This window comes from uncultured Zoogloea sp. (genome assembly GCF_937894855.1).
GTDB lineage: Bacteria > Pseudomonadota > Gammaproteobacteria > Burkholderiales > Rhodocyclaceae > Zoogloea > Zoogloea oryzae.
In genome coordinates, this window is sequence record NZ_CALAYQ010000201.1 from 1 (window position 1) to 19,305 (window position 19,305).

Consider the following 19,305-nt stretch of genomic DNA (forward strand, 5'->3'; position numbering starts at 1 on the left):
TGGTGCCTTGCGGCAGGCCGATGTGGTCCTGGGCCATCACGAAGATGTCGTTCCACAGGCGGGCTTCCAGGTGGCTTTCCATCTTCGGCAGGTAGAAGAAGGGGCCGGCGCCGCGGGCGATCTGTTCCTTGGCGTTGTGGAAGAAGACCAGACCGAAGTCGAAGATGCCGCCGGAGACGCGCTGGCCGTCGACGGTGACGTGCTTTTCATCCAGGTGCCAGCCGCGCGGACGGATCTGCAGGGTGGCGATCTTGTCGTTGAGCTTGTATTCCTTGCCGGCTTCGTTCTTGAACGACAGCTCGCGGCGGATGGCCTGGTAGATGTTGATCTGGCCCTGGATCTGGTTTTCCCACTTCGGGCTGTTGGAGTCCTCGAAGTCGGTCATGTAGGAATCAGCGCCCGAGTTGAAGGCGTTGATGATCATCTTGGCTTCAACCGGGCCGGTGATCTCGGTGCGACGGCGCTCCAGGGCCTTGGGCAGCGGGGCAACCTTCCAGTCGCCTTCGCGGATGTGCTTGGTCTCCGGCAGGAAGTCGGGCATTTCGCCAGCGTCGATGCGGGCCTGACGCTCGACGCGGGCCTTCAGGAGTTCCTGGCGGCGGGGCTCGAAGGCGCGGTGCAGCTTGGCGACGAATTCGAGGGCTTCCGGGGTGAGGATGGATTCGTAGCCCGGGAGGATCGGGGCGTTGATCTGCATGCCGGCGGGAAGGGTAAGGCTCATGGTGACTCCTGATGGTGAAGGTTGAAGTGCGTTAAGAATAAGTCTTGATGAAGTAGATGACACTCAGGGCCGCCCCTACTGCCACCACCAGCCGGCGCAGCCAGATGGCCGGCAGGCGGCGGGCGAGGCTGGCGCCGGCGAGGGCGCCGACCATGGCGGTGGCGATCATCAGCAGGGTATGCGGCCAGCTGATGGCGCCGGCGATGATGAAGGTCGCCGCGGCGACGGTGTAATTGACGGCCGAGGTGAGGTTCTTGAGGCCGTTGAGTTCCTGGATGTCCTCGACGCCCTGGATGGCCAGCGCTGCGAGGGTGAGGATGCCCATGCCGGCGCCGAAAAAGCCGCCGTACACCGCCACGATGAACTGGAACACCAGCCCGCCAATGCCGCCCGGGGTGCCACCTTCGGCCTTGCCCATCCCGAGCCGGGCCTTGGCTGCGCCAACCAGCCGCGAGACCTGGCCCGAGAAGGCGAACAGGGCGGTGGCGACCAGCAGCAGCCACGGCACGAGGCGCGAGAAGGCGGCGTTGGAGGTGGACAGGAGCAGCAGCCCGCCGCAGATCCCGCCGACGAAGGACAGGGCGACGAGGAGCGCCGTCCAGCGCGGATGGCGGCTCACCTCGCGACGATAGGCCCAGGCGCTGGAGAGGCTGGCCGGCCACATCGCCACCGAATTGCTGGCGTTGGCCATCACCGGCGGCACGCCCGCGGCGAGCAGTGCCGGAAACGAGAAGAAGGTGCCGCCGCCGGCCATGGCGTTCATGCCGCCGGCCAGGAAGGCGCCGCCGCCGACGAGGAGAATCTGGCTGGCGTCCATCAGCGGGCCTTTACTTCGATGAAGGCGAGCATGTCGTCCATGCTGCGGCCGATGGCGGTGGGGGCGACGTCGAGGGCCTCGGCCGGCTGGCCGCCGCGGTTGATCCAGAACGTGGTGTAGCCGTACCAGGTGGCGCCGGCGGCGTCCCAGCCGTTGGCGCTGACGAAGAGGATGCGCTCCGCCGAGCAGCCGAAGGCGGCCGGGCCGAGGGCGTAGGCGTCGGCGTGGGGCTTGTAGCGCTGCACGGTGTCGGTGGACAGCAGGTGGTCGAAGAGGCCGTTCATGCCGGCGCTCTTGACCGCCACCGCGAGCATCTCGGGCGTGCCGTTGGAGAGGATCGCGGTGGGGATGCCGGCCCGCTTGAGCGCGCGCAGCACGCCGAGGTTCTCGGGGAAGGGCGACAGGCAGGCGTACTGGTTGATCAGCTGGGTGCGCCGGGCGGCGTCGAGGTCCAGCCCGAGCCGGGCGGCGGCGAACACCAGTCCGTCCTGGGTGATCTCCCAGAAGGGCTTGTAGCGGCCCGACAGGGTGCGGATGAAGCTGTACTCGATCTGCTTCTGGCGCCACAGCTCGGCCAGCTGGCTGCCCTTGCCGGGGTAGAGCTGCTCCGCCAGCAGGCCGACCGAATAGACGTCGAACAGCGTGCCAAAGGCATCGAAGGCGACGGCCTGGATTCGGGTTGCGGACGGAGCGGGCTGAGCCATGTTCTTGGGGCCTGGGACTGATCGGTTTTGTTGCAATGCCGCGAAGTTTATTCAACGATTAAAGAAAAAAGAAGCCATAATAAAATCAAATGATTTTTTACTTTTAGTATGTAATGAACAGCTTCAAGGAAATCGAGACCTTCGTGAGCGTGGCCACCCGCGGCAGCCTCTCGGCCGCGGCCCGGGCCGAGGGCGTGACGCCGGCGATGATGGGCCGGCGCATCGACGCGCTTGAGGAGCGGCTGGGGGTGAAGCTGCTGGTGCGCTCGACCCGGCGGCTCAGCCTCACGTTTGAAGGCAGCGCGTTTCTGGAGGATTGCCAGCGCATCCTGAACGACCTCGCCAATGCCGAGGCGTCGGTGAGCCTTGGCGGCGTGAAGGCTAGCGGGCACATCAAGGTGTCGGCGCCGGCGGGTTTCGGGCGGCGGTACGTGGCGCCGCTGGTGCGGGATTTCCTCTCGGCCAACCCGGAGGTGACGTGCAGCCTGGATCTATCCGATCGCCTCGTCGATCTGGTGAACGAGGGCGTGGATTGTTCGATCCGTATCGGTGAGCTGACCGATTCGAGCCTGGTGTCGGTGCGCCTCGCCGACAACCGTCGGGTGGTGGTGGCGAGCCCGGCCTATCTGGCCCGCTGCGGGGCGCCGGTGCGGCCGGAGGATCTGACCCAGCACGACTGCCTGTCCCTCGATCCCCAGCGGGGTTGGGTGTTTGCCGATCTGGAGGCGCCGGGGCAGGTGCGCACCATCAAGGTGTCGGGGCGCTTCGAGTGCAACGATGGCACCGTGCTCCACGACTGGGCGCTGGGCGGCATCGGGCTGGCGTGGCGCTCGATGTGGGAGGTGGAGCGGGATCTGGCCGAAGGACGGCTGGTGTCGGTGCTCGACAACTACGCCGCGCCGCCCACCGGCATCTACGCGGTGTTTCCCCAGAAACGTCGGCTGCCGCTGCGCGTGCGGCTGCTCATCGACCACCTGCGCGGCTACTTCGCCCGGCCGGATTACTGGCGCGGGGCCTGATCGCTGGCGGCGGCCGGGTCGCCCAGTTCGAATTCGAGCTTCAGCCGGCTCGGCACCGGCCGGCCGAGGACTTCCGCTGGCTGGAAGTGCCAGTGGCGGACGATCTCGGCGTAGGTGTTGGCGGCGGGGCACAGGGCCGGCTCGCAGCGCGGCACCACCAGATCGACGGCGCCGTCCGGGCCAATCGCCAGTTCGAGCTGGAAGACACCGGTCGGCGCGTCGGGCAGGGGCGGCCAGATATCGGGCGGGACTTCGGTGACGAGTTCGGGCTCGCGGGAGAGACCGCTCAGGGGCAGGTAGCTGGCCGGGATTTCGCTCGGGGCGTCGGGTGAGGCGGTGGCGGGGGCAGTGTCTGCCGGCGCATCCGGCGCTGGCTCGGGGATGCGGGGCGTGGGGCGGGGCGCTGTGTGCGGGACGGGGGGCGCCGGCGGCGTCGTCAGGCGGGCTGCGGGCCTGGGCGGATTGGCGAGCCGGGCCACGAGTGGCCTTGACGCCGATCCCCCGCTGCCCTTGCGATCGGCGCCGGGCCGGGCGAGCAGGCTCATCACGAGCGCGTGGGCGATCACCGAAAGGACCAGGGAGAGGCCCAGCAGCCGGAGCGGCGAGGGGCTGGACGGAGGCGTGGAGGAGGGCACCGACAGGCAGGTCATCGAGGGCTCGGGAGGCGATGGCGTGCACGATAGCCCATCGTTTTCGGGGCCCGCTGCCGCCTGTCGGGCTTGGCTTCCCGCTGGTCGAGTGGCGCTCGCCTTACAGGCAGGGCGATGGCATCGTAAGCTGAAAGGAGATGTGGAATGAAAAAGCAGCGTGGCGTGACGCTCATCGAGTTGATGATTGTGGCGGTGGTGGCGGGAATCCTGGCCATGATCGCGGTGCCCTCCTATACGTCCCACATCACCCAGAGCAAGATTGCCGAGGCGACCGGCTCGCTGGCCGAGGCCAAGGTCCGCATGGAGCAGACCTTCAACTCGATGCGCAGCTATTACGTCGACGGAGCGGCCTGCCCGGATCTTTCCGGCCTCTTCAAGGACACCTCCTTCGGCATCACCGTCGAGTGCTCGAACACCACCTTCACCCTGACCGCCAAGGGCACGTCCGGCAAGACCATGGACGGTTACACCTACACGATCAACCAGTCCGGCGAGAAGACCTCCAAGACGCCTGCGGTCTCCGCAGCCCAGCCCTGCTGGCTGAAGACCAAGGCCCAGACCTCATGCTGACGACGCAACGCCGCCGCCTGCGTGGCGCGACCCTTCTCGAACTCATCGTCACCGTCTCGATCGTCGGCATCCTGATGGCAATCGGCGTGCCGCAGCTGGGCGACTGGGTGCGGCGCAACTCCGTCGGCTCGGCCGCCGAGATGATCCAGAACGGCCTGCGTCAGGCCGAGGCCGAGGCGATCCGCCGCAACCAGCGGGTCGAATTCCTGCTGACCAACGACACCCCCAGCCAGGATTCCATCAAGACCGTCACCGCCGCGGCCAACGGCGCCAACTGGGCGTCGCGGGTCCTCGACGCCGACTTCGCACCGCTTTCCGACATCACCCTGGCTTACGTGAATGTCTTCCGGATGAAGGACGTCTCGGCCGACGTGGCGATCCAGGGGCCAGCCAACGTGGTCTTCAGCGGCAACGGCCGGGTCTTCGACATCAAGGGCGCGCCGATCACCGAATACCAGATTTTCCGGGTCTCCCGTCCCGGCGCGGATCGCGCGATGTGCGTGTTCGTCACCCCGGGTGGCGGCATCCGGACCTGTGATCCGGCAATCACCTCCGGCAAGCCCTTCGCGTGCCTGCCGCTGGTGTCGGCCGAGAAATGTCCGAAGCCGTGATGGAGCGATCGATCATGAAGAAGAACAAGGCGCAAGCCGGTTACGTGCTGCTTGAAGTGCTGGTGGCGCTGCTGATTTTCTCCCTCGGCCTGCTGGGGCTGATCGGCTTTCAGGCCGCTTCTGCCAAGATCGCCTCGGACAGCCGTTTCCGCACCGAGGCTGCGATGCTGGCCGACGAACTCGTCGCCAAGATGGCCGCCTCCGACATCACCAAGGTCAAGTCGGGTTACGCCGTCGGCGGGCGCGAGCTGACCAACTGGGTGACCAACCGGGTCGTCGGCGGCAGCCGCCTGCCCGATCCGGTCGTCACGCCGACCTTCACCACCTCGGCCACCTCCCAGACCATGCTGGTCAATGTCCGCATCGAGTGGACGATGCCCGGCACCACGCTGGACAAGGGGGGGCGCGAAGTGAAGGGTGTCTACGAAACCAAGGCGCTGCTTTTCTAGGATTGCCCATGCGCACCAGATTTGTTCCGGGTCTGCCGCGACGGCGTGGCCAAGTTGGCGTGAGCCTGATCGAGGTGGTGGTCGGCATGGCCATCGGCGTGATTGCGTCCCTCGTCATCATGCGTTCGTTCTCGGGCAGCGAGACCTTCCGCCGCAACGTCAGCGGTGCGGCCGACACCGTGCAGACGGCGTCCCTGATCGGGGCGCGGCTCGGCATGCTGTTCGAGGAGGCCGGCGCCTCGCTGGTCCAGGGGCGGAACATCTGGGGCTGCAAGCTGCTGGCGACACGCGGCAAGACGGCGCTGCTGCCGGCGGCGAGTTATCCGGATCCCTTCAGCGGCTTCGCCAAGAACGTGCGGGTGCTGCCGGTGGGTGTGCTCGATGGCGGTGACAATTCCGACATCGCGCTGGTGATCTCGGGCAGCTCGGCCTCCAGCAACCGGGACGTGCCGTTCGACAGCGACGGCAAGACACTCAACGTGGCCAACCCCAACGGTGTCGGCATCGCCAACACCGGCCTGGCGGTCGATGACCTGCTCCTCGCAGTGCCCCAGGATGTGGCCGCCGGCCCCGGCGACTGCCAGATCGTCCAGGTGGCGTCCGATTTTTCGGGGGGCAAGGCGGTTGCCGACGCCTCGTACGGGCTCAAGGTGATGCCGGCCGAGAGCGCGGTCACGGCGCCGGCGTCGTACACCAACATCAAGCTCAACATTGGCGCCGCGTCCTACGGAGCGCTGGTTTCGACCGCCGATAGCCCGTCGGCCTTCCATCTGGGCCGTGAGGCCGGGCCGACGCTGTCGCTGATCTCGGTGAACGAGGGTGGCGAACTGGTCGAGTACGACCTGCTGCAACGCACCGGGATGATGCCCTTCGGCGAGAACGTCGTGCTCTTCAAGGTGCGCTACGGCGTGGATAACGGTGTGGGCGGCGCGGCCAACGACAACGTGGTCGATGAATGGATTTCCCCCGGCGAGGCGGGCTGGACGCTGGCCGACCTGATGGACGGCAGAACCGCCACCGAGCAGAAGATCGATCAGATCAAGGCCGTGCGGATCGGCGTCGTGGTGCGTTCGCCCCAGCTCGTCATCAACGATGCCAAGCTCACCGAAATCGTGTTGTTCAGCGACCTGAGCGACGCCCGCAAGGTGACCCGCAAGCTTGAGTCCGCCGAGCAGCGCTACGGCTATCAGGTGTACGACTGGGTCATTCCCCTGCGCAACATGAAGTCCACCCCGAAATCCTAGGTATCGTCATGGCTTCCAGTGTTCGCCCTCACTTTTCGTCACGTCCGAGCCGGTCGCGGGGGGCAGTGCTCGCGGTCGTGCTTGTCGTGCTGGTCGTGATGATGCTCGGCGGTGTCTCCACCCTCCGGTCGATCGACACCTCCTCGATCCTGTCGGGCAACCTCGCCTTCAAGCGCGATTCGGTCAATCGCACCACCGTCGGCATGAACGCCGCGTTCAAGGCGATGCAGTCGAAGGATTTCACCGACGGCCTGCTTGCCAACTGCGTGCCAACCTCGCCGGACTGCGCCGGGGTGGTGGCCAAGTGGGTGGCGATGAACTATTCGCCGCGCCTGCTCGAAACCGACGGCAACGGCATTCCGCTGGTTCTCAAGGACAAGACGACCTTCGACGCCAAGTTCTCGACCATCAAGCCCAACAAGGCCGATGGCACGCTGGAAGGCGGCAACGAAACCCGCTTCATCATCGAACGGATGTGTTCCGACTACGGCCCGTCCGACGAAAAGAAGTGCTCGGTTTCCGACCGCTACGAGCGGGGTGGTTCTTATCGCCAGGACAAGCCCGGCTCCATCTCCCTTCCGCTCTACCGGATCACCATTCGTAGCGACGGTGTGCGCAACACGCAGACCTACGTCCAGGCTACGGTCACTACTCGCGTCAAGTAACCCAGAAACGTCGAGAAGGATGTTGCAAATGAAGATATCGACTTTCGTCAGCCGATCAGGCCTGTCTCGCGTGCTCGCTGCCGCGGCGCTGGCCATCGGCATCGCGGGCCCGGCCGGTGCTGCCAAGACGCCGCTGGCCGATCAGCCGATCCTCGTTGCCGACGTGCCGGCCAATGTGCTGCTGACCATGTCGGTGGAGTTCCCGACCGCCATGAACCGCGCGTTCAAGGGCGGATTTGACGGCACGGCCGCTGCGCCGTATCTGGGCTACTTCGATCCCTACAAGTGCTACGAATATGTGGGCGGTGCCGACGGTTACTTCCGACCGATCAGCAAGGCGGGCTCCAATTACACCTGCTCGGGGGCGTGGAGCGGCCACTTCCTCAACTGGGCCACGATGCAGGGCGCGGACATCTTCCGCTGGGCGCTCACGGGCGGCAATCGCAGCACTGACACGCCGAAATCATTCACCGACGGCGGTGTCGCGCAGACCATCCTCGAGCGGGCCTATGCTGCTCCCCAGGGCGAGTACTTTTTCCAGTTTCCCGATAAGGTCATATATGGGAAGGACATCCTCAACTACACGAATCCCGGCGATTACGGCGTCAGCGCCAGTGCCATCGGGTCGGGCACTTATCTCTTCATCCGTAACGGTGGCCTGGGGATACGGTTTGCTCTGAAGCTCAACGGTATCGACAGCTATTGCGAGGGATGCACCTTCCTTAACGTCCGGGCGGAAGTGTGCCGCGATCCGGACGGCACCGGCACGCTGCTCGAAGGCAACTGCAAGAAGTACGCAAACACGTCGGGCACCAAGAGCCTCTACAAGCCGGTCGGCCTGATCCAGCAGTACAAGGACAAGATGTACTTTGGGGCCTTCGGTTATCTGCTCCTCAACGACAATAACAACTGGGATGCCGACGGCACCGCCAACATCTACAAGGACGGTGGCGTGCTGCGGGCGATGGTCCAGAGCGTTGATTCGGAGCTCACCGAAACCGGCGCCTTCGTCACCGACCCCTACAACATGCTGGCGGCGCAGGGTGTGACCTACAGCGGCACGATGAACTACATCAACAAGTTCGGCCAGAAATCCAAGTCGTACAAGCTGTGGGATCCGGTGAGCGAGCTCTACGCCGAGGCGATCAAGTACTACAAGAACCTCAAGCCGACCAAGTCTTACGTGTCCGGCGTGAATGCCGCCAACCGCGACGACTTCCCGGTGTTTACGACCTGGAATGATCCGGCCACCGACGCCAAGTATCCGAAGAAAGGCCCGCTGTCGTGCAAGAAGAACTACATCGTCGGCATCGGTGACACCAACAGCAACTACGACTTCAACCTGTCGGGCTCGCCGCTGGGCTTTCCGGCCGACGCCGACGCCAACATGGGCTCCCTTAAGACCGCCAAGGCCTGGACCGACGAAGTCGGATCCCTTGAAGGCATCCCGGGCCTGAGCAGCAAGGTTATCTATCAGGGCAGCTACTACATCGCCGGCCTGGCCTACTACGCCCACTCCAGCGACCTGCGCACCGACATTGACGGCATCCAGACCGTGGACACCTACTGGATGGACGTGATGGAGGTTGGGTACATTTCCAAGAACCAGTACTGGCTGGCGGCCAAGTATGGCGGCTACAAGAAGCCCAGCAAGGCGACGCCGCCGGGGCCCTTTGATGCTTCCAGCGACGTCTGGGTCGACAAGACCGTCGCTGGTACGCCGATCCGCAGCCGCGGTGGTGACCCGCTGCCGAACAACTACTTCACGGCTGACAACCCGGATTCGATGGTGGCGGGCCTGCGCAGCGCGTTCCAGAGCATCGCCTCCGGCTCCGGCTCGGCGGCGGGGGCGGCCTTGTCGAGCGCCCAGGTCAATGCGTCGAGCGGCGGTGCGAACACCTATCAGGGCTCGTATGATGCGACGTCCTGGTCGGGCGACATCACGGCCTCCAAGGTCAACAAGCTTGCCTCCGACGATTCTCTGGACGTGACGACCCTGTGGCACGCCGCCGCCAAGGTCGACGCCCAGGGCAGCTCGGGCCGCAAGATCGTGACCCTCGCGCCGACCGACAAGACCCTGACCGATCCGACCCCGGCCGACCTCAAGGGCACCGCCTTCCGCTGGTCCAACCTGAGCCCGACCCAGCGTCTCAACCTGAGCAAGACGTCGTCGGCCCCCACCGGCGACCCGGCGGACGGCGAGCGCATCCTCAACTACCTGCGGGGCGACCGCACCTACGAATCCACTGCCGCGGTGAGCAACCTGTACCGCCAGCGCGCTTCGCTGCTGGGCGACATCGTCGATTCGAAGGTGGTCTACCTCGGCAAGCCGAGCGCCACCTACTCCGAGTCCTACAACCCGGGCTATACCCGCTTCAAGGCGGATAAGGCGGCACGGAACCCGCTGATCTTCGTGGGCGCCAACGACGGCATGCTGCACGCCTTCGATGCCTCCGAAGGGACGAAGGGCGGCCAGGAAGTCTTTGCGCTGGTGCCGTATTCGGTGTACGAAGGGCCGGATCTCAACCCGGAAGTCAGCGGCATCCAGGCCCTTGCCCGCAAGACCTACTCGCACCACTACTACATGAACGCCTCGCCCGAGATCCGGGACGTGGACTTCGCCCGTACCGGCGCACGTCTCGACTCCTTCGGCGTCGGTGCCGAAGCCGACTGGCGCACGATTCTCGTCGCGGGCCAGGGCAAGGGCGGCCGCAGCTTCGTTGCAGTGGACGTCACCGACATTTCCGATTCGCTCACCGAAGACGAGATCGCCGGCCGCGTGCTGTGGGAGTTCACCCATCCCGACATGGGTTTCAGCTTCGGTCGTCCGCTCATCGCCAAGACCCGCCGCTGGGGCTGGGTGGTGATCCTGACCGGTGGCTACAACAACATCGGCGGTACCAAGCCCGGGCAGGGCGCGCTGTTCATCCTCAACGCCAAGACCGGCGAGCTGCTGGGCTCTTCGCCGGTCTACACCGGCTCCGATTCCGGAAGCGCAAGCTCCCCGTCGGGCTTTGCGCAGGTCGAGGGCTACACGCCGAGCTATCAGGATTACACCCTCGACTACGTCTATGGTGGCGATCTCAAGGGCAATCTGTGGCGCTTCGATTTCAGCAATCCGGCAGACGATCTCCCGCCGGTGACCCGGATCGCCGAGTTCTCCACCGGTGGCGTCGGGCAGCCGATCACCACCGCGCCGAAGATCGAATATTCGGCCGATGACTTGAAGCGTTACGTGTTTGTGGGCACCGGCCGGCTGCTTTCTTCTGAAGACCAGGGGAACACCCAGCAGCAGTCCATGTATGCCGTGCGCGATGGCACCAAGACCCGCGCGTTCGGCAGCAAGCCCTACCAGGTGCCGTTCCCGTCCGGCGGCTTCTTCCCGGTGACGCGCAGCAATCTGGTGGAGGTCACGGACCTGATCGAAGGTGCCAAACTCGACAGTGCCAAGCCGATGGGCTGGCGCTATGACCTCACCGGCTCCAACGCCGGCGTTACCGAACGGGTGATCCTGAGCCTGCAGGCCAACGACGGCGTGGTGACCTGGGTGGGTTCGATCATGAACGACGACCCCTGCAATGCCAGCGGCAACGCCATCGTCTACGCTGTTCACTACGGTACCGGCCAGAGCGTGCTCTACAAGCTGGAGAGCGGCCTCTACAAGCAGGTCGAGATGACCGACCCCATCGTGGGCGGCCTTGCCGATACCACCCTGGTCCGCGTTGGCTCCAGCATCCGCGTGCTCGGGACGGACGTGAAGGGCAAGTCGAGCATCTACGGCAACACGGTGTCCGAGTCCGGCGAACCCAGAGTCGTGAACTGGCGGATCATCCGCGAATAGCGTGCATCTGCGGGCTTGAAGCCCGATGCGCTGTCCCGTATAATCCGCGGCTCGCTGCTGCTGTAGCTCAGTCGGTAGAGCAACTGATTCGTAATCAGTAGGTCACCAGTTCGATTCCGGTCAGCAGCACCAATAGAAACAAGCACTTAGGCCAATCCTCCGGGGTTGGCCTTTTTGCTTTTTGGGGTTGTGTAGCCACTGTGTAGCCAAATCCGAACGGTCAGACCACCTCGCCTCGCCCGGTTCCAGGCGACAGCAACGAAAAACCCGCCACGCGGGCGGGTCGATTGGGGTGCCTCAAGACTGACGCGGCTTGTGGTGGCCGCGACGTAACTCATCCGCAGCCAAGTCGACCAGGGCGCCAGGTGGTTCGCCCAGCGCAGCGGCCAATTTCAAAATCGTCGTGAGGCTCGGCTGCTGGCGCCCCAACTCCAGGACGCTCACGTAAGTCCGCCGCAAGTCGGATTCAAGCCCAAGCTGCTCCTGGGTCAGCCCGCGCTGACGCCGAAGCCTCCTGAGAACCTTTCCGAATGCTGCCGCTGCGTCCAAACCGTTCCTCCTACGATAGGAGGAATTTCGCAGCCGGCATACAATGCGGTCTTCCCACAACTGTAGGAATTTGGTGTCGTTTCAGATGCTGGTGCCGTCATCGAGTGAAGAAAGAACGATGCTGTCGAGAATGTCTTCTGTTGCGGTTCCCCTCAGCGCCGCCGGCTGCGCGTCCGTCAATCCAGTCCCGTTCACCGGCCCAGCCGGCCTCCAGGGCTACGCCATGCAGTGCATACGGAACTGAAAACACCACCGCGCGGGCATACCCCAGAGAGAAATGATGCTGATCGACTCCCTTGCATATGTCGTTTTTGTGTTTGCCTGTACGAAGGCAATGAACGGCCTGGCCTTTAAGGACGGTGGGGCGAGCCGGCTTCAAACATGGGTATTAACGGCGGGATGCTTCATAGGAAGCGCGGCCATCCTCTCCGTGCTCAAGGTCTTACGACTCCATGCTGTAGCCCCCGGCATTGAGGTTCACAACCCCCTTGATGTTGGCGGGGCCATGATTGCTACATGGGTTTTCTACATCACCTTGAACAGAGAGCGAGCAGCCGCATCAGACACAACCAGCAAGGCGCCTTTAAATACCCTGAAAAAGGCAAGCAGATCAGAAGTTCGTTGCTCATGTGGAACGGTATTGCCACTACCTATCGGGTACTCTGGGAACGTGCGCTGCCACTACTGCAACAAGATTCATCACGTGAACGAGGCACCGTAGTGCCTCAACGCATGAGTTTTCAGTGAGTTGCCGCAAGCGAGGCCAACCCTTCATCGAACGTCACCGCTCCTGCTCGAATGCGCTCGACCACGGCGTTCAGATCATCGGCGCCAAGAAAGCCGGCCTCCAGCTTCGCCACGATCCGCCTGAAGTCTCCAAAACGATCAGGGAGCGTGCAGCTCCGTTGATGAGCGAGCCGCAAGAAATCGGTATCGACGGGGGCGCTCATTGCTTGTCCTCCCCGGCGACGAGACTCAGGCGCCAATCTCCAAGGATGCCGTCGAGCATCCGCTGAAAGCCCGCATCACGCCGCGCTACGTCAGCAATCGGGATGGAGGCCTCGATGCGCCCGTCTCGCAACCGAGAGAACTCAGCGGCACCACCGATGCAAAGCCGGTTCATTCGGCGGTTCCCCACGCGCCTGGTTGGCAGGTCATTGCCGGCTGCAATCCCGTCAGCCAGCAACTAGGCATCCGTCGCGATGAACACGTAGTCGCTCCATCCGCTGAAGTGCGTGGCTCCAGACGGGAACACGTGACGAAGTGAAACTTCAGGACGATTATCGATCTTGGACATTTCGCTTACCCCTGTGATTTGACATGACCAAATCATGCGATAAACGCATTTAAATTACAACATATATCAATAAATTCAATAAGTTAAGTTTTTCTCTCAACCTGAAGTTGTAGTTTCCAGAGCCTCAATTTTTTATCCGATGACCTGCAGCCAGACTCGAACCGCCACGGCGTGCACACCGACGTGCACACCGCGGCGCTCCGTTGTCACACCCCCTGTTACACCTCGCGGCTATTGCCGGTAACACCCTCGGTAACACCCCCGACTGCAATCTCTCAATCCTGCTCCACCACCTCGGCCGCAGCTTGCCGAAGCTCCTTCGGCGTCGCTTTGAGAGTTCGTCCCGCTGCGGTCATCCTTGCGAGCCTGGCTCTCCGGAGAACTGCCGCCAGATCAATGCGGATCGGCGTTTCGGGATTGTTCGCGTTCCAGTGTGCGAGCATCTCGCGGGCCTCTGCTGCCTTCTCCGGCTCCCTCTGGGCGATACCCTCCGCCCACCGCTCTGAGATTCGCGCCTTCATGTCGCGCAGCATTGCCGCCTGGTTGAACACTTCCTCCCGCGCCCGGCCCGATTTGGCGACCACGGACGGGCTGAAGCCGATGGCCTTGGCGAGCGCATCGCCCAGGTCAGTGTCCACCACCTTCCGGCCCTTGGTGTCGGAGTAGTAGCCGTCGCTCGCCATCGCCGCGCCCTTGGCGACGTTCGAGAGCGCCACGGGGGCAACCGTGCCAAGCAGATCTAGCACATCGCCCACATCACCCACGCCACCGTGCAGCTTGTCGAAACCACGCAGGTAAGTCTGGATGGCGCTTCCCGCCGGCCCTGCAAGCTCCAGCACCTCCCGCGCCTTGTCCTGCTTGGCGGGGTCAAGCAACCCGGTCGCGGGAATCAGATTCGCCATTCCCATCCGGCCGGAGATGTCGAGCGGCAAACCGGCGGACACTCCGTGCAGGACGAAGCCTGCTGCGTCCCGGCCAAGGGTCGCAGTGAGGAAGGCACGGCGCCCGGCCTTGTTGTCCCAGGCGAAGCCCAGCATGTGCGCGATGGTGTCGATCAGGTCGTCCAGATCGTCCGAAAACGGCATGCCAGACATGCCGGCGAACACCCACAGCACCGCCAGGGCAATCGCACGTTCCCGCGACGGCAAGCGCTTCAGGAACTCCAGATAGCTGATGGTGAACTGCTTGAAGGTGAAGATGGTCGCACCCACCGCACCGCGCGCCCAGTTCGGGCGATTGGCGCGGGAGAAAAGGCCTTGCGTCTCTATCACCGCCGCCTTGGCGAACTCGTAAGCCTGCTCGTCGCTCAGGTTGCGCTGGAGCGCTGACCGGTACGCCGCGATGAACGCTACGTCACGGTTGAAGTGCTCGGCCAGGGAGAAGAAACTGCCCCACACCTTGCCGATGGAGCGCATGTAGCGGTTGTTCTGGAACCAGCCGGTGCGCATCGACTCGCCCTGAAGCATGTGGATTTCGTGCGGAGACACCACCCCCTCATCCTCGGCGCGCTGCAGGGCCAACTTCAGTTCTTCCGGCACGTCGGCGTTCTTGTTGAACAGCCGGCGGCCCGCCAACCCCATCGCTTCCTTCAGGTTCCCCACCACGTCACCGCCGAACTGCGCCAGGTACGGGAAGGTCATGGTGAAGGTCTGGGTCATGTTCACCATCGCGGCAGCCACGGAGCCGCCCAGGAAGTGCATGAACAGCAGGCCGCGCAGCGAAGCCGCCTCGTCGCCCGGGTTCTGGATGTAGTCGATCAGCTTGATCGCCTCATCCTTCACGTCGCCCTTCTCCTTCGGGATCTCGGATGCAGCGCGGAGCATGTCGCCAAAGTGGTAGTTGGCAGCCGTCGCGCGGGCGTTGCTGGTCAGGAAGGCGGCCAGCACGCGCACCGGGTCTTTCTCGAAGCCGGCGATGCCCTTGCGCTGAATCAGGCGCTTAAGGGCCGAGCGGTTGTTCACCGCTTGCTTGAGGTACTTCTGGAACACCTCGGACTGCTCTTCACCCATCATGCGGGCGAACACCTCGACCGTCTCCGGCGTCACGCCGCGGAACAGGCGGAAGGAGTCCTGCGACATCACACCCTGGTTGATCGTGGCGTTCGGGTATTCCTCGCGCAGCGCGCGGGCCGCCTCGTTGGCCTCGGCCTCGCTCTCGAACATCCCGAAGAAATGCCGGATTTCCTCGCCGTCAGCGTTCTTCAGCGGCTTGCCGTCGTCGCCGGACTCGAACACGTCCACCGTGTATTGGCCGAAACGCATCAGCGGGGCGTAGCCGGTGGCCTTCAGGCGCTCGATCTGCTCGACCTTGCCCTGCGTCGCCTTCAGCAGCTCGGCCATGTCTTCGATGCGAGCCTTCAGGGCCGCGGATTCGGCCGCGTGGCGCGCGTTCATGCTCTCGCGGAGGTCAGCATACCGGCGGCGCTCGTCGGCTCCGCTGTCGCCGTTCTGGGCGGCTTCCTCAAGCTGGTCGCGCTCGAACGCTTGGCGCTCCTTCAGTTCGGAGAGCTCGCCCTGAAGCTGCTCGATGTCGGGCTCGATCTGCTCCATGTAGAAGGCGAGTGCCTCGCGCAGGTTCATCTCGCGCGGGGCAGGCTGCAGCTTCGCCATCTTCGCGGAGCGCGTCATCTCAGACAGGGCGAGCTCGTCCAGGGAGCGATCCACCGCGGCGCGGAACTGCCGGTACAGGCCGATCTGCCGGTCGTCCAGGCTGAAGCGCTGGCGAAGTTCATCATCGCTCCACACCTTGTCGTCCATCGTTCCCTCGAAGATGGGCGCGGCAAGCGCCTGCGCGTCCTTTGCGTCGGCGCGGGCGTGCCAGAGCTGCTTGAAGGCGTCGGCCATGCGCTCCATCTTCGGCAGCAGGTCCGGCGCCACGTCGGCCGCCTCGTTGGCGGTTCTCGAGATGTTGTCGATGTACTGCTGCGCCATGTTGAACACGCGGCCGAAGTAGCGCGGGTCAACCTTGGCCTTGTGGTACTGGGTGCCCACCGTCCGGTGCAGGACGTTGAAGGTGCGGCTGGAGTGGAACAGATCGCCAATGCGGTCGCGAATTGCTTGCCGCGCCTCCGGCTGGCGCAGCGCATCACCAATCGGTATCGATGCCATCGGGCGCTCAGGTGCCAACGCCGTGCCGGCAGCCTCCCGTCCTTCGCGCATCAGGCGGCGCAGCGACCCGTCGACCAAGGCCGGCACGTCGTGCTCACCGAACAGGAACGTCAATCCCATTCGGAGTAGCCCGCGCTTGATAAAGCCTTCCAGGTTGAGCCACAGGGATTGCGAGCGACCCGCTGAGCTCTCGCCCAGCTTCGCCAGCACCTCATGAATGAACCGGTCGTTCTTGGCGAGTTCGGCATCGGCCATGCCCTCGAACTCGGGATAGGTTGCTTTGATGGCCTTCCAGGCGTTGTGCGATATCGAAGTAGGGTCGGCCGCGAAACGGGCAATCTTCGCCTTGATGGCCCGCCAGCCAGTTTGCCCGACGAAGCCTTCTAGACCGTGATGCTCACCCAGTTCATGCAGCAGTGCGGCAGGCGCACGCTCAGTGCTCAGTCGGTCTGCCACCAGATAGGCGACGCCCGCGGCCGGGTCATAGACCGCCTCAGCGCCGTCGATGCGCACGTCGGCCGGCACGGCGTCCATGCTGGGCACGATCCGCAGGAAACCCACACGTTCAAGGCGGGCGATGCCATCCTCTCCGAACTCTTCCCCCAGCACGCGGCGGATGCGCTCCGGCGTCTCTCCCGTCCAGGTTGCGAATGCGCGCCGGCTCGCCAGTGGCCGCGCCATGCCCGCCGAGTCGAGCGTTTCTGCCTGCCGGGCGATGGCGCCGCCTTGCTCCGGTGCGGAAGCCGCAATTGCTGGCCTGCGCCCGAAGTTAAAGTTACCCATAGCCGAAAAAAAATCTAGGTTGGCAGCCATGTAGGCTTGCATCTTGGCCTTTCCGTCAATGGTGACTTCCTTGCCGTCCGGGCCGGTGAAGCGGTAGGTGCAGGTGCTCATACGTACCCCCGAAGTCCGAATTTGCCGCCACGCGTCATCGCTGCAAGCCGCGCCGTCAGTGCTTCAATGGTGTCGTCCTGCTGCTCCATTTTCTCGGCCAGCCCCTTGATGGCCGCAGCCTGGGCGCCGGACATGGAAATTAGGTCGATCTGCTTTCCGCCCGGGGCAACCTCGTCACCGAGCTCTCGCTGTACATCCTCAGCGTAGGGACCGACATGCCGGCCGCCATCGGCAATGCCGTCCTTGTACTTCCAGGAATCGACATTGAGGCGCTTGAAGGCTTCGACGGCTTCTCGGGAGTCAAAGGGCTGCTTTCCTTCCTTGAAGTCCTTGGAAGAGGCCACAGCGGCACCGGCGGCGGGCTTTGCATAGAGGCCTGCAGCCGTTCCCGCAAGCTGCCCCAGTCCAGCCATTTGCGCGCCGTAGAGCTGCGCCTCGTTGCCGTAGGCCGAGTTCAGCAGACTGCCAAGACCGAGATTCGACTGAATAGTCGTCCCCGCCGCGCCGATCTGGGCGCCGTAGCCAGCATTGAGGCTGTTTCCGGCAGCCAGCGTTGAGCCGACGCCAGCCCCGGCACTCTGCGTGGCCGACGATCCGGCACCGGTCGAGAGCCCGACCTGCTGGCCGGCGGTGTTGGTCTGGTTACGGCCGAATGCGGCAGCGCCAGCCCGGAGAGAGACGCCTTTGTCCTTCACCGCCTGCCGGGTGCCGGTCATCGCTGCAGCGCGGGCCGCAGCCTCAGCCGCATCCGCCTCGCGGTTCTGCGCCATGAAGGCGCCAGAGTTTGGCTTGACGCCCATCGAGGCAAGCTGACGTTGCGCCGCGGCGCGCTGCGACTGAAACTGCTGGGAGACATCGGCGGCAGCCTGGCCGGTGGCGCGCTCTTGGTCGGCTTCGCCGCCGTAGTCCATCGCCTCCTTCGCCATCTTCTCTTCGATGGGTTGGAAGGTCTCTTGGTACTGCTGCCACTGCTCGTCCGAGCGCTCGCTGGCCTTCTTGGAGTCGGCAAGCTGCTGCGCCGCCACGTCCTGACCAGTCTGCAACTGATTCTTCAGGTACGGCTGCAGGAATGCGTACTGATCCTTGCTGAAGGCAAGCTGGTTGTCCGCCGCTTCCTTGGCAAGCTGTGCGCTCTTCTCGTTGGCGTTGGCGATGCCGGAGTAGTCCGGCGCTTCGGGGGCATCTCCGAAGAGTCCGCCAAGCACTTTGCTGACGCCGAGATTATCAAACAGGCCCATGTCTCAATCCTTCCTTTCATTGGGTCTCATTCAGGGAATCCCCTAGACGACTTGCCGGAGGGGACTGTATTGGATGGCACGGAGCCATAGTGGTCTCTGAAGCGCATCCGCGGGCCGTCCAGGGCGAGTAGGCATTCCCCGGTTGGGCCGTTGCGGTTCTTCCGGATGAAAAGCTGCGCCAATCCCTCCCACTCCGGCGCCGTGCGGTTCATATCCTCGCGGTGGAGCATGGCCACGATGTCGGCGTCCTGCTCTATCTCGCCAGAATCCCGGAGGTCGGCGAGGGTCGGCTGGCGGTTCGGCCGGGTTTCGCTGGCACGGTTAAGCTGGGCGAGGGCAATTACCGGCACCTGCAATTCCTTGGCCAGCGCCTTCAGGCCGCGGGAGATGCTGCCGACCTCTTGCGCCCGGTTGTCGCCGGTGCCGCGCATCAGGCCGAGGTAGTCGATCACCACCAGCCCCAGGCCTTGGGCACGCCGGATGCGTCGGGCCTTGGCGCGGACATAGGCGACCGTGACGGCAGGGGTATCGTCGATGAACATCGGCCAGGCCATTGAGGCGCCCACCGCAGTGCTCATGTTGTCCCAGTCGTCCCGGGCGCTGGTGCCAGCACGCATGGCCTGCACTGACACGCCGGAGCGCGCCGCCAGGATGCGGGCGGCGATCTCGCGCCGGGTCATCTCAAGGGTGAAGAACAGCACTGGGGTGCCGCCGGCTGCCGCGTGGGAGGCGATGTTGCAGCCGGCGACGGTCTTGCCGACGCTGGGGCGGGCGGCCACGATCACCAACTGCCCGGGCTCCAGGCCGCCGGTCATCTCGTCGAAGCGCCGGAAGCCGGTGGCAAGGCCGGCGATGTTGCCGCCACGCTCCCGCCTGTCACTGACCGCCACAATAGAGCCACCTCTGACCGGCATATAGGAGCCAGTTTG

General features: G+C 64.4%; 17 protein-coding genes, 1 tRNA gene and 1 pseudogene. 10 read left to right on the top strand and 9 right to left on the bottom strand.

Translation table 11 applies throughout. The annotated features are described in order from the left end of the window. The 3 genes and pseudogenes from Q0672_RS21450 to Q0672_RS21460 all read right to left on the bottom strand — a co-directional run. Positions 1–721, bottom strand: a pseudogene (locus Q0672_RS21450) (malate synthase A); the annotation flags it as partial. Between the two features lie 31 nt (positions 722–752). Next, positions 753–1,538 carry a sulfite exporter TauE/SafE family protein gene (locus Q0672_RS21455; protein WP_153159713.1) on the bottom strand — a complete coding sequence of 262 codons (786 nt, stop codon included), beginning with the start codon at positions 1,536–1,538 and terminating at the stop codon, positions 753–755. After that, on the bottom strand, positions 1,538–2,242 hold the full coding sequence (locus Q0672_RS21460) for a haloacid dehalogenase type II (protein ID WP_298625739.1): 705 nt from the start codon (positions 2,240–2,242) through the stop codon (positions 1,538–1,540). The genes Q0672_RS21455 and Q0672_RS21460 overlap by 1 nt, the downstream gene beginning before the upstream one ends. Before the next feature lie 113 nt (positions 2,243–2,355). On the opposite strand from Q0672_RS21460, the gene Q0672_RS21465 reads away from it, so the two are divergent. After that, the gene (locus Q0672_RS21465; protein ID WP_153159711.1) at positions 2,356–3,261 is read left to right on the top strand and encodes a LysR family transcriptional regulator; all 906 of its coding nucleotides are present in this window, start codon (positions 2,356–2,358) and stop codon (positions 3,259–3,261) included. Here Q0672_RS21465 and Q0672_RS21470 read toward each other — a convergent pair. After that, complete coding sequence (locus tag Q0672_RS21470; RefSeq protein WP_153159710.1) at positions 3,243–3,911, bottom strand: hypothetical protein; 669 nt, start codon at positions 3,909–3,911, stop codon at positions 3,243–3,245. The two genes, Q0672_RS21465 and Q0672_RS21470, sit on opposite strands and share 19 nt — an antisense overlap. 144 nt (positions 3,912–4,055) lie before the next feature. Here Q0672_RS21470 and Q0672_RS21475 point away from each other — a divergent pair, with 144 nt between their 5' ends. The 7 genes from Q0672_RS21475 to Q0672_RS21505 all read left to right on the top strand — a co-directional run bounded on the left by Q0672_RS21475 (position 4,056) and on the right by Q0672_RS21505 (position 11,423). After that, the gene (locus Q0672_RS21475) at positions 4,056–4,481 is read left to right on the top strand and encodes a type IV pilin protein (RefSeq protein ID WP_153159709.1); all 426 of its coding nucleotides are present in this window, start codon (positions 4,056–4,058) and stop codon (positions 4,479–4,481) included. Further along, positions 4,475–5,092 (top strand): GspH/FimT family pseudopilin, encoded by a 618-nt coding sequence (locus Q0672_RS21480; protein WP_298625746.1) that lies wholly within the window; start codon positions 4,475–4,477, stop codon positions 5,090–5,092. Before Q0672_RS21475 ends, Q0672_RS21480 begins: the two co-directional genes overlap by 7 nt. Before the next feature lie 14 nt (positions 5,093–5,106). Next, positions 5,107–5,541, top strand: coding sequence for a type IV pilus modification protein PilV (gene pilV / locus Q0672_RS21485; RefSeq protein ID WP_194271102.1), 435 nt, complete (start codon positions 5,107–5,109; stop codon positions 5,539–5,541). Between the two features lie 8 nt (positions 5,542–5,549). Beyond that, complete coding sequence (locus Q0672_RS21490) at positions 5,550–6,785, top strand: PilW family protein (RefSeq protein WP_298625750.1); 1,236 nt, start codon at positions 5,550–5,552, stop codon at positions 6,783–6,785. Positions 6,786–6,850: 65 nt separating this feature from the next. Continuing rightward, on the top strand, positions 6,851–7,450 hold the full coding sequence (locus Q0672_RS21495) for a hypothetical protein (RefSeq protein ID WP_284187686.1): 600 nt from the start codon (positions 6,851–6,853) through the stop codon (positions 7,448–7,450). Between the two features lie 28 nt (positions 7,451–7,478). Continuing rightward, positions 7,479–11,291 (top strand): PilC/PilY family type IV pilus protein, encoded by a 3,813-nt coding sequence (locus tag Q0672_RS21500; RefSeq protein ID WP_298625754.1) that lies wholly within the window; start codon positions 7,479–7,481, stop codon positions 11,289–11,291. A 56-nt stretch (positions 11,292–11,347) separates the two neighbouring features. Beyond that, a tRNA-Thr gene (locus Q0672_RS21505) sits at positions 11,348–11,423 on the top strand. A 165-nt stretch (positions 11,424–11,588) separates the two neighbouring features. Here the strand turns inward: Q0672_RS21505 and Q0672_RS23565 are convergent. Continuing rightward, complete coding sequence (locus Q0672_RS23565; protein ID WP_367179986.1) at positions 11,589–11,900, bottom strand: helix-turn-helix transcriptional regulator; 312 nt, start codon at positions 11,898–11,900, stop codon at positions 11,589–11,591. A gap of 217 nt (positions 11,901–12,117) precedes the next feature. On the opposite strand from Q0672_RS23565, the gene Q0672_RS21510 reads away from it, so the two are divergent. Next, complete coding sequence (locus Q0672_RS21510; protein WP_153159634.1) at positions 12,118–12,561, top strand: hypothetical protein; 444 nt, start codon at positions 12,118–12,120, stop codon at positions 12,559–12,561. Between the two features lie 19 nt (positions 12,562–12,580). On the opposite strand, the gene Q0672_RS21515 is transcribed toward Q0672_RS21510, so the two are convergent. Beyond that, complete coding sequence (locus tag Q0672_RS21515) at positions 12,581–12,790, bottom strand: hypothetical protein (RefSeq protein WP_153159633.1); 210 nt, start codon at positions 12,788–12,790, stop codon at positions 12,581–12,583. On the opposite strand from Q0672_RS21515, the gene Q0672_RS21520 reads away from it, so the two are divergent. Continuing rightward, a complete protein-coding gene (locus tag Q0672_RS21520) occupies positions 12,790–13,107 on the top strand; it encodes a hypothetical protein (protein ID WP_298625757.1) in 318 nt (105 codons plus the stop codon). The genes Q0672_RS21515 and Q0672_RS21520 overlap by 1 nt on opposite strands. 305 nt (positions 13,108–13,412) lie before the next feature. Here the strand turns inward: Q0672_RS21520 and Q0672_RS21525 are convergent, their stop codons facing one another. The 3 genes from Q0672_RS21525 to Q0672_RS21535 form a co-directional block, all read right to left on the bottom strand. After that, positions 13,413–17,138, bottom strand: a complete 3,726-nt coding sequence (locus Q0672_RS21525) for a PLxRFG domain-containing protein (protein ID WP_153159631.1) — start codon at positions 17,136–17,138, stop codon at positions 13,413–13,415. Continuing rightward, positions 17,135–18,376, bottom strand: coding sequence for a tail fiber domain-containing protein (locus Q0672_RS21530; RefSeq protein ID WP_153159630.1), 1,242 nt, complete (start codon positions 18,374–18,376; stop codon positions 17,135–17,137). Before Q0672_RS21530 ends, Q0672_RS21525 begins: the two co-directional genes overlap by 4 nt. Positions 18,377–18,402: 26 nt before the next feature. After that, the coding region (locus tag Q0672_RS21535; RefSeq protein ID WP_298625762.1) for a DnaB-like helicase C-terminal domain-containing protein at positions 18,403–19,305 on the bottom strand (903 nt) is incomplete at its 5' end.

What these genes read in the sequence shown, in the direction of transcription:
- Q0672_RS21455 (WP_153159713.1), bottom strand. Translation starts at nt 1,538, where the DNA reads ATGGACGCCAGCCAGATTCTCCTCGTCGGCGGCGGCGCCTTCCTGGCC.
- Q0672_RS21460 (WP_298625739.1), bottom strand. Translation starts at nt 2,242, where the DNA reads ATGGCTCAGCCCGCTCCGTCCGCAACCCGAATCCAGGCCGTCGCCTTC.
- Q0672_RS21465 (WP_153159711.1), top strand. Translation starts at nt 2,356, where the DNA reads ATGAACAGCTTCAAGGAAATCGAGACCTTCGTGAGCGTGGCCACCCGC.
- Q0672_RS21470 (WP_153159710.1), bottom strand. Translation starts at nt 3,911, where the DNA reads ATGACCTGCCTGTCGGTGCCCTCCTCCACGCCTCCGTCCAGCCCCTCG.
- Q0672_RS21475 (WP_153159709.1), top strand. Translation starts at nt 4,056, where the DNA reads ATGAAAAAGCAGCGTGGCGTGACGCTCATCGAGTTGATGATTGTGGCG.
- Q0672_RS21480 (WP_298625746.1), top strand. Translation starts at nt 4,475, where the DNA reads ATGCTGACGACGCAACGCCGCCGCCTGCGTGGCGCGACCCTTCTCGAA.
- pilV (WP_194271102.1), top strand. Translation starts at nt 5,107, where the DNA reads ATGAAGAAGAACAAGGCGCAAGCCGGTTACGTGCTGCTTGAAGTGCTG.
- Q0672_RS21490 (WP_298625750.1), top strand. Translation starts at nt 5,550, where the DNA reads ATGCGCACCAGATTTGTTCCGGGTCTGCCGCGACGGCGTGGCCAAGTT.
- Q0672_RS21500 (WP_298625754.1), top strand. Translation starts at nt 7,479, where the DNA reads ATGAAGATATCGACTTTCGTCAGCCGATCAGGCCTGTCTCGCGTGCTC.
- Q0672_RS21510 (WP_153159634.1), top strand. Translation starts at nt 12,118, where the DNA reads ATGATGCTGATCGACTCCCTTGCATATGTCGTTTTTGTGTTTGCCTGT.
- Q0672_RS21515 (WP_153159633.1), bottom strand. Translation starts at nt 12,790, where the DNA reads ATGAGCGCCCCCGTCGATACCGATTTCTTGCGGCTCGCTCATCAACGG.
- Q0672_RS21525 (WP_153159631.1), bottom strand. Translation starts at nt 17,138, where the DNA reads ATGAGCACCTGCACCTACCGCTTCACCGGCCCGGACGGCAAGGAAGTC.
- Q0672_RS21530 (WP_153159630.1), bottom strand. Translation starts at nt 18,376, where the DNA reads ATGGGCCTGTTTGATAATCTCGGCGTCAGCAAAGTGCTTGGCGGACTC.